This is a genomic window from Nostoc sp. CHAB 5715, from assembly GCF_020829685.1.
Classification (GTDB): Bacteria; Cyanobacteriota; Cyanobacteriia; order Cyanobacteriales; family Nostocaceae; genus Nostoc.
In genome coordinates, this window is the sequence record NZ_JAIVFR010000228.1 from 1 (window position 1) to 8,549 (window position 8,549).

The 8,549-nt window shown below is 40.6% G+C and carries 8 protein-coding genes; 4 read left to right on the forward strand and 4 right to left on the reverse strand.

Annotation, left to right across the window (positions count from 1 at the left end; genetic code table 11):
• Positions 1-281 precede the first annotated feature (281 nt).
• Positions 282-1,205 carry a sterol desaturase family protein gene (locus LC574_RS14420; protein WP_229454157.1) on the reverse strand — a complete coding sequence of 308 codons (924 nt, stop codon included), beginning with the start codon at positions 1,203-1,205 and terminating at the stop codon, positions 282-284.
• Positions 1,206-1,274: 69 nt separating this feature from the next.
• Here LC574_RS14420 and LC574_RS14425 point away from each other — a divergent pair, with 69 nt between their 5' ends.
• Positions 1,275-1,994, forward strand: a complete 720-nt coding sequence (locus tag LC574_RS14425; protein WP_229454158.1) for a COG4280 domain-containing protein — start codon at positions 1,275-1,277, stop codon at positions 1,992-1,994.
• Positions 1,995-2,100: 106 nt separating this feature from the next.
• The gene (locus LC574_RS14430) at positions 2,101-3,168 is read left to right on the forward strand and encodes a sucrase ferredoxin (protein ID WP_229454159.1); all 1,068 of its coding nucleotides are present in this window, start codon (positions 2,101-2,103) and stop codon (positions 3,166-3,168) included.
• A 100-nt stretch (positions 3,169-3,268) separates the two neighbouring features.
• On the opposite strand, the gene LC574_RS14435 is transcribed toward LC574_RS14430, so the two are convergent.
• Positions 3,269-4,246 carry a DUF3102 domain-containing protein gene (locus LC574_RS14435; protein WP_229454160.1) on the reverse strand — a complete coding sequence of 326 codons (978 nt, stop codon included), beginning with the start codon at positions 4,244-4,246 and terminating at the stop codon, positions 3,269-3,271.
• Between the two features lie 668 nt (positions 4,247-4,914).
• Here LC574_RS14435 and LC574_RS14440 point away from each other — a divergent pair.
• On the forward strand, positions 4,915-5,637 hold the full coding sequence (locus LC574_RS14440) for a VOC family protein (RefSeq protein ID WP_229454161.1): 723 nt from the start codon (positions 4,915-4,917) through the stop codon (positions 5,635-5,637).
• Between the two features lie 247 nt (positions 5,638-5,884).
• Positions 5,885-7,597 carry an ABC transporter ATP-binding protein/permease gene (locus tag LC574_RS14445; RefSeq protein WP_229454162.1) on the forward strand — a complete coding sequence of 571 codons (1,713 nt, stop codon included), beginning with the start codon at positions 5,885-5,887 and terminating at the stop codon, positions 7,595-7,597.
• Here LC574_RS14445 and LC574_RS14450 read toward each other — a convergent pair.
• Positions 7,577-7,963 carry a type II toxin-antitoxin system VapC family toxin gene (locus tag LC574_RS14450; protein ID WP_229454163.1) on the reverse strand — a complete coding sequence of 129 codons (387 nt, stop codon included), beginning with the start codon at positions 7,961-7,963 and terminating at the stop codon, positions 7,577-7,579. The two genes, LC574_RS14445 and LC574_RS14450, sit on opposite strands and share 21 nt — an antisense overlap.
• Positions 7,960-8,190 carry a type II toxin-antitoxin system Phd/YefM family antitoxin gene (locus LC574_RS14455; RefSeq protein ID WP_229454164.1) on the reverse strand — a complete coding sequence of 77 codons (231 nt, stop codon included), beginning with the start codon at positions 8,188-8,190 and terminating at the stop codon, positions 7,960-7,962. Before LC574_RS14455 ends, LC574_RS14450 begins: the two co-directional genes overlap by 4 nt.
• Positions 8,191-8,549 lie beyond the last annotated feature (359 nt).

Consider the following 8,549-nt stretch of genomic DNA (forward strand, 5'->3'; position numbering starts at 1 on the left):
AGGATTAACTACTGGTGAAAACTACAATAATCTTTGGGATGCTAATCTTTTGCCCTTTCGAGAATGGTTTAGGCAACGGTATTGTAATTATATGTCTCTTTACCTACGATTATTTCTTAGCTAAAGAGCCTTTAATGTCAAAGTGAAGGTTGTTTTGCTGTAAATTACAGCAGTTTTCATCTATTTCGACCACACTCTTGTATTTCTCTGGAGCGCCTCTCTTGCCTCGTGCGTGAGATAAAAACAATGTGGTTCATTTACCTGAAAATCGCTGTATAGGATTACCGCAATAGTTTTTTCTGACTTAACTTCTTTTTTAGTAATCCCAAATAGCGTTGCCCAAACCATTCTCGAAAGGGCAAAAGATTAGCATCCCAAAGATTATTGTAGTTTTCACCAGTAGTTAATCCTGTTGCTGGAAATTCACCTTTTCGCGCCCTGTGGTATGAACCAAAAATAATATCCCAAATCGGGAAAAATAAAGCAAAATTCTTATCTATATGTTCTGGCTGAAATGAATGATGAATTCTATGGTGTTGTGGTCCAACTATAATTGGTGTGAAAAAACCTAATTCTAAACGTAAATTTAAATGGATAAATTGTAACCAAATAATTTCAATAAACGTCAACAATCCTACGGCTATTGGTTCTATGCGAAACAATAAACTCATCGGAATGAGAATAAACAAGAGAATCAATGGTTCTTCTAGCCAATGTACCCGCCGAGTACTTGTGACATTTAAGGAAACGTCACTGTGGTGAAATTTATGTTCTGACCACAAAAAGGAATTGGTATGTTGAAATCGATGCAACCAATAATAAAAGAAGTCAACAATCAGAAAATAAAAAACTATCCCAAGGATTGTTTCTATCCCATTCCTGGGTTCTGGTAAAGTTAAATAAGGGCCGCCCAGCCAATGCCGAGTTATTTCGACTAATGCTCCAATCCCGATCGCATTCAGCAAAAATGCAAATAAAGTATAGACAACGTACCATTTCAAGTTAAAAATAATATCACGAAACGGCTGATTTGGCTCCACTGGACGCAACCGTTCAATCAAAATAAAAACACCATATATCAAAAATGCCTTCAGCACATATTTAAGAAAGCCGAAGACAGCATCAATCCATTCCATATTTGAAGTAACCTCAATTTGTAGAGCAGAGGGATTGTTGAATGCTGCAAATTTATCTAATAATACCACATACTAGTGCATAATTATTAGCAATCGCCCTTATACTACTAGATTGTTACTGTGTTTCAAGGAGATTCGATGAATTGGAGTATTTTCCTAGCTGCACTAGGCAGCACGGGCATTGAATTTTTAGAAGTTGTAGCGATCGCCTATGCTATTGGTAGCTCTGGTTATGCCCGTGAAGCGATTTGGGGTGCGTTTACAGGTTTAGTTGTGGTATTACTAGGAGCGATCGCTCTTGGCACAGGATTACAGTTTCTACCTCTGCAACCATTGCAAATCATCATTGGTTTGCTTCTGCTGTGGTTTGGTTGGAGATGGGTGAATAAATCTGTGCGCCGACTCGCAGCAAGACGGCGAGCAGGTTGGGTTAGTGAGAATGTTCTGGAAAAAGAAGGTATTGCTTTAGATCAACAATCGCCAGGATTTAGTAAGTTGAATTTTTTGATTATGACCAAAAGTGCTGCTCTAGAGGCTTTGGAGGTGGGTGTAATTGTGATTACACTGGGATTAGCTTCTAGTGCTTGGTATGAAGCGATCGCTGCTACAGGACTGGCGCTATTATTGTCGCTAGTTACAGTGGTCGCTTTACATCAATATTTGGTCAAACTGCCAGAGGTGTTAATCAAGCTTGGTGCTGGAATTATGCTCAGTTCCTTGGGAACTTTCTGGTTAGGGGAAGGTATGGGGCTGGAATTCCCTTTTGAAGAGTTTTCAATCTTGATTTTGATTGGGTTATATAGTATTACTGCGGCAGTTGCTATTTATTGGTTGAGAAGGGAAGTTGTGACGGAGTGAAAGGCTCACGCAAAGGCAAGCCAGTGCGCCCTTGCGGCTCTGCCGACTTGTTCGCGCAGCGTCTTTGACAGGAGAAGCAACTGGCGTCGTAAAGGTAAGAAGTTTAATGGATTGTCGTTACTGTTCGGTGGTTTCTCAAGCTAATGGTGAAGATCCAATTGGCACCGCAGGTACTGTGGATGAATGGTTGCTTGTAGAAGTACCGCGTCCCTGGAAGGCTGAACTTTGGCAAGAAAAGCCGGAATTTCAGCCGTTGCTTCAAGTTGTGGAACAGTTAGCGTCTAACCCGATGCGGTATTTCAAAGGTCGGCTGTTAGCGATCGCTCCTGACAAGGCTTATACTCATCCAGAATGGATCAGAGTCTTTTATTATCAGCGTCCAGCCCAGCTATTTGCTCAGTATACCAAGCAGGAATATTTACTTCCCCTAACTCAGGTTGCTCTTTTAGCAAAAGCTTTGTTATTTCAGCCGCAAAATTTACCCAATTTTCAAACTTATCGTCAGCCAACAGACCACATTCGAGAAATTCTGGTTTGTACCCACGCCAATTATGACTTAGCTTGTGGGCGGTTTGGCTATCCTTTTTACCAACTTTTACACCAAAAGTATGCAACAGAATCAGACAGTCTGCGGGTGTGGCAAACTAATCATTTTGGTGGACACCAGTTTGCGCCGACGTTGATTGATTTTCCCACCGGTCAAATTTGGGGACACCTGAAAGCGGATGTTTTGGATTGTCTGATTTATCGACAGGGTGATGTTTCGCAGTTGCAACCTTTCTATCGTGGCTGGACAGGTTTGGGGAAATTTGAGCAAATTGCCGAGAGAGAAATTTGGATGCAGTTAGGCTGGGATTGGCTGAATTATCCCAAAAGTGGGCGTATTGTAGCACAAGATGAAGGTGGGATTGTGCGATCGCTCCTTAAAGGTATATTTAAACGTGTTCCATCTCCAAAATTAAAACTTGTGCTTGCAAGATGGAATGAGCAAGCAACCTGGGCAAAAGTACAGATTGATTACACAAGTAGTAATAATAGCCACCGAGGTGCATACGAAGCCACCGTTAAATTGACGGGAACAGTCACTACTAAACGCAAATCTGGAGATGATGTACCCCTAACTACCGTCAACCAGTACAGCATAGATCATCTATTAAAAATTCGTAATTCCTAATTCCTATTCCCAATGCCCCATGCCCCATTCCCCATGCCCCATGCCCCATGCCCCATGCCCCATTCCCCATGCCCAATGCCCCATGCCCCATGCCCCATTCTCAAACTTCTTGAACACTCAACCCTGATGCGACAATTGCCCGTTGGCACAATTCTAGCGACGGATCTCCAGCAACTACTCGCCGCCCTAGATGATGAGCGATCGCAATCATATCTTCTTGAGGCAGCCAGGGAAACACTACTAAGTCTCCTGGTTGCGAAAACATGGTAACTAATTGCTCAAGGGTATTTGTTTGCAAGGTAAAGGGTTGGAGAATGATTACTGTTGCTGCTTCCTCAATCAGCCAATCATGATCCCAGTCGTCAGAAGTCACAGCAACAGCTAGAGTGACTGGAGGAATTTTAGCAAAAAACTCTGGTGAAGCTGTATCACCGTGAAATAACAGGTGTTGCTGTCCTAATTGCCACCAACGAAATTGGCTTTTAACAGTAGCTTCAGATGTTGTCTCTACATGAGTGACAGAAACCTCAATTACTGGGGATGGAGAATTGTCTTTTTGGATGGATTTTGGCACAATGGCGATAAATTCCGGCTTTATTGCCTCTTCTGATGTAGTTATCGAGTCAGATTTTTCTTCTTGCTGATGTTTAATAGTTTGGACTAAATCTTTGTGAGTGATGCGCTTACCAGTTTTTGCTTCTTCTAAATACTGCTCCCGCAGTTTTTGGGGTGTGGAGGGTGCAGCAAGTAGATACAAAGCGGAGGTAGCAATATCAATTTGTGCAAGATTTGCACGGTTGCTAAAGGTTTCATACACATTAATAAAGTTGTATGCTGTTCGACGGCTCCAACCAAATTCTGCTTTCAACCAAGTATCAAATTGTCCATGCTTCAATTTAGAACGCACTTCTGCCAATCTTTGTCCAATTTCCCAAATGTCTTGGGCAGTCCGCCGTAGCTGCTCTCGGATTTCTGTTGTGCGCTGCTCAACTAACGTCCGCTGCTCTGGTGTGAGAAGTTCGTAATCAAAACGAGTAATAATTGTATCTTTTGTATCCTTGTTACTTGATTTTACCATTGTGAATTTCCAGATCCATTGGCGAAGAACTCAGCTATTTTGGATTACAGATAGAACATACACAAAATCGTGAGCATAATCTCACTTAGTTGTAGCTATAGACTTCCTGCACTCGATACACTATATTATTCATTTTATTTTAAAAGTAGGAAAATCTTAAAATTAGATTTACAACAAAAGCTGAGTGTTTGGTAGCTGGTAAGATTTAAACTTTTTTCAAAAAAGCCTAATCAGATATCAGGGAAAATTAAATTTTTTATGCAGTTTTTAGCAAATTGCTGGAGAATAACCCCCAAAATATCCTTATGCTTTCAATCTAAGGACTTGACAAAATGTCCTCATTAATTAGTTAATTGAGAATAATTGCTAATTATCATACCTGTTAAAAATGCTGAGGTGGTTTTTGTCTTCTTTACGGCCTTGTTTAATTAATTACAATAATTTTTTTCAAAAAAGCATCAATTTCAGTCACTATTGCTGAAAAGAAATCTCCATCTCGTAGATAGAGCTAGCAATAAATGATACTAACTTAAGTTTGCTATTTAGCTAGATGAAAATGAGTTCTAAGTGGGAGTTAAGAAGTAACTCCTCGACCTCAGTTTATTCAAGGTTTTAACTGAATTTTAGGATGTGCGTGTTTTGTTTTATTCATCGGTGTGAATTTGTGTATGAAAACTCAGTTGCTAATTTCAACAAATAATTCCTTGCTAGAAGTTGACCACATTTTTATTTGTGTTGAGGATGCACCTAAAGTTGAGTTCTTTGAGCAAGCAGGGTTGATATTTGCCAGTTCTCCGGTGCAACAGGTGGAACGAGGCACAGCCTCACAGATTCTCTTTTTTGAGAACTTTTATCTAGAATTTATTTGGGTTGAAGATGAAGTCGCCGCTGAAATCTATGCTGTCCGCACAAACATAGACTTTTTAGGGCGATCGCATTGGCAACAAACGCAAATATCTCCCTTTGGCATTGCCCTGCACCAGCAGTCTGGCACTACATCATCGTTGCAGGAGGATGAATTTCGGCGATCGCAACCCGAAAAGACAGAACTACTGTTAAGTTTTTCCAGTGATAATTTAGTCACCCAAACTGAACCTTTATGCTTTCTTATTCCCGATGCGATCGCCTTACCAACTTTATTAAAAAACTTTTCCAACTTCCAAAAACAATTTGTGTCTCATCCACTAGGGCTGAGAAAAATAACAGGAATAGAGGCAACTGTTACTCATACTTACCCTCTAACTCAACCTTTAGCACTGCTAGTAGAGAATGGAGTAGTGCAAGTTGAGCAGGGAATTTCCCCATGTCTACAGTTGACCTTTGACAATTATATGCACAGAAGTATATTAGATGGGCGAGCGATCGGTATTCCTCTAATTTTAAAATTTTAGCATCGCTATGTCATTGCGAATGCAACGAAGTGGAATGAAGCAATCGCAAAGGTTTGGGATTGTGCGCTTTGCTCGCTTTTGACTAAATATGAAATCTAGCATGATATTATACCTTATTGTAAGCAATATCAGTATAATTATCAGTAAATACTGAGCTTTAGACCCAGGAAATGCAAGTTTTAATTGATACTCCTAACATAAGTGCCTTCTGCCTTTCTTGTAATTAATTCTGCTTGAGTACTTAAAAATGCTAAATTTTCAAATCTGGCAGCAATTTCGGCAAATTATTCAACCTTACTGGTTTAACCAGCTACGTTGGGGTGTAATTTTCCAGTTACTACTCCTAGTAGCTTTCTCCTTGGGAAGCAGCACATTCGTAATTTTTGAAACATTACAAAGAGGAGAATTGACTTCATCTCTAGCACAGCATAATGTTAATCGATTTCAGCAGGCCATTGGTTTTTTCTTCAGTATTATAATTGTGAATATTATATTTATTTCTGGGAAAAACTACATCCAAGGAAAACTTAGCCTTGATTGGCGAAAATGCCTAACATCTTACTATCTGAATCAATATTTTACCAAACAATCATTTTACCATTTACAGGCTTTTTCTGAGGTTGATAATCCCGATCAGCGCATGGCTGAAGATGTTAAAAATGTCACGCAACGACTAATTCTCGTATTAGTTATGTGTCTGGATTCCCTAGTACAATTAATTGGTTTTATTGGTGTACTGTGGTTTATTTCTCCCATTTTGATGATAACTCTGCTGGCGTATGCAGTTGTAGGTACATTAATTACAACACTAGTGTTTGGACGAGCATTAGTTGGAATTAACTTAGAGCAACTGAAGCGAGAAGCCGATTTTCGCTATGGTTTAGTGCGGATTCGAGACAATGCAGAAGCGATCGCCTTTTATGAAGGACAAGCAGAGGAATCAGCACAAATGAAACAGCGATTTGGGCGCGTGTTTGCTAATATCAATCGTCTGATTCGCTGGCAATTCAACTTAAACGTTTTTCAAAACGGTTATCAATATTTAACATTTATTTTGCCTTTTATCATTTTAGCACCCCGAATTTTTGACGGTGAACTAGAATTGGGGGCTGTCACACAATCTCAAGCAGCCTTTGAGCGAGTGGGATTTGCGCTAGGACTAATTATTACCCAGTTCGATCAACTCAGTGCCTTGACAGCAGGAATTAGACGCCTGACCGAACTTACAACTAAGATAGAAAAGATCACATCCTTCCAGCCAGATTCGGGAATTCAGTTGATCGAAGAGACGTACATTGCCGTTAACCATTTGACGCTACAACTTCCCGATCGCCAAACCAAGCTAATTCAAGATTTATCCATAACAATATTACCTGGTCAATCATTACTGATCGTGGGAGCAAGTGGGGTGGGTAAAACCTCCCTATTGCGTGCTATTGCTGGATTTTGGGTAGAAGGAGAAGGTACGATCGCAAGACCAGCCCCAGACCGCATACTGTTTCTTCCCCAACGTCCCTATATGCCTTGGGGAACTCTGGGCCAACAGTTACTTTATCCCCATACAGAAAAAGCGATCGCTAAAGAAACCCTTTTGCAAACCCTCCATCAGGTTCATCTACCAGATTTAGCCGACCGTTACGGTGGGCTAGATGCCTTTGTTGATTGGTCATGGGTGTTATCTTTGGGAGAACAACAGAGACTTGCCTTTGCCCGACTGCTATTGAGTGAACCAAGTTATGCCATTCTTGACGAAGCAACAAGCGCTCTTGATGAAGAAACCGCAGCCAGTTTATACCAAAAGTTACAAGAAACATCAATCACTTACATCAGTGTCGGACATCGCAGCCAATTGCTGAATTATCATCAGTTTGTGTTGGAATTACGGCAACAACAAGAATGTCTTTTGTTTTCAACAAAAGACTATGAAAAAAGGGAAAATCTACCAAAGTCTTTGAATTGAGTATGCATCAAAAGCCGAGTCCATTCCCAAGATGGGTACTTGTTCTACCATCGCTTGGGCAATCAACAATCGGTCAAATGGATCTCGATGATGCAATGGCATGGTGGCAACAACCGCAAGATGATCCAATTCGATACTCAGCAAATCCATACTGTTTTGTGTGATTTGCTGTTTCACAAATGTTTGAAGTGGTAAATCAAATCTCAACTTGCCGAGACTATGTTTAATTGCCATTTCCCAAATACTGGCAGTGCTGAACAACTTTTCGTTGTACTCGTCTTCAATTAGTGCTTTTGCTGAAAGGCTGAGTTTAGGGCTATCGGTAACAAACCAAATAAAAGTATGCGTGTCCAGCAAGAATCTCATTCCATATATTCTTTAAAATCTTCCAAAGGTTCATCAAAATCATCTGACATCCATATCAACCCTTTGCCACTACCAGCCTTAGCAGGACGGCGTTTGACTGGCTCTATTGGTGTGAGTTTAACAACAGGTTGCTTGTCTTTGAGAATGACAATCTCCTCACCTTTAAGAGCTGCATCAATGAATTGAGCCAGATGTTCAGAGGCTTCAGCTAGGGTCACTTGTTGCATGAAAATCCCCTTGAAAACTTCCATTCAATTTTAACCTACCATTCCGTGTTACAGCAGAAATCATGTATTTGAACCACATCTGTCGTAGGGGCACAGCACTGCTGTGCCCTTACCGCGTGGTCTATTTAAGAAGAAAATAGCTGTAAATGCCCTGGATGCAGGAAAATAATAGATATTGCTTGAAAAGAAAAATGAGAACCATGACCGAAGCACAATCTAGTCGAACAACACGCCGAGGAAGAATTTTCCCCCACATCCAGTGGACAGAAGAACACAAAGCGCAAAAGAGAGCAGAAGATGAAAATTTTCACCAACGTTGTCAGCTTATTTTTGAGAGCGTTAAAATTGAATGGAAGTTT

What these genes read in the sequence shown, in the direction of transcription:
- LC574_RS14425 (WP_229454158.1), top strand. Translation starts at nt 1,275, where the DNA reads ATGAATTGGAGTATTTTCCTAGCTGCACTAGGCAGCACGGGCATTGAA.
- LC574_RS14430 (WP_229454159.1), top strand. Translation starts at nt 2,101, where the DNA reads ATGGATTGTCGTTACTGTTCGGTGGTTTCTCAAGCTAATGGTGAAGAT.
- LC574_RS14435 (WP_229454160.1), bottom strand. Translation starts at nt 4,246, where the DNA reads ATGGTAAAATCAAGTAACAAGGATACAAAAGATACAATTATTACTCGT.
- LC574_RS14440 (WP_229454161.1), top strand. Translation starts at nt 4,915, where the DNA reads ATGAAAACTCAGTTGCTAATTTCAACAAATAATTCCTTGCTAGAAGTT.
- LC574_RS14445 (WP_229454162.1), top strand. Translation starts at nt 5,885, where the DNA reads ATGCTAAATTTTCAAATCTGGCAGCAATTTCGGCAAATTATTCAACCT.
- LC574_RS14450 (WP_229454163.1), bottom strand. Translation starts at nt 7,963, where the DNA reads ATGAGATTCTTGCTGGACACGCATACTTTTATTTGGTTTGTTACCGAT.
- LC574_RS14455 (WP_229454164.1), bottom strand. Translation starts at nt 8,190, where the DNA reads ATGCAACAAGTGACCCTAGCTGAAGCCTCTGAACATCTGGCTCAATTC.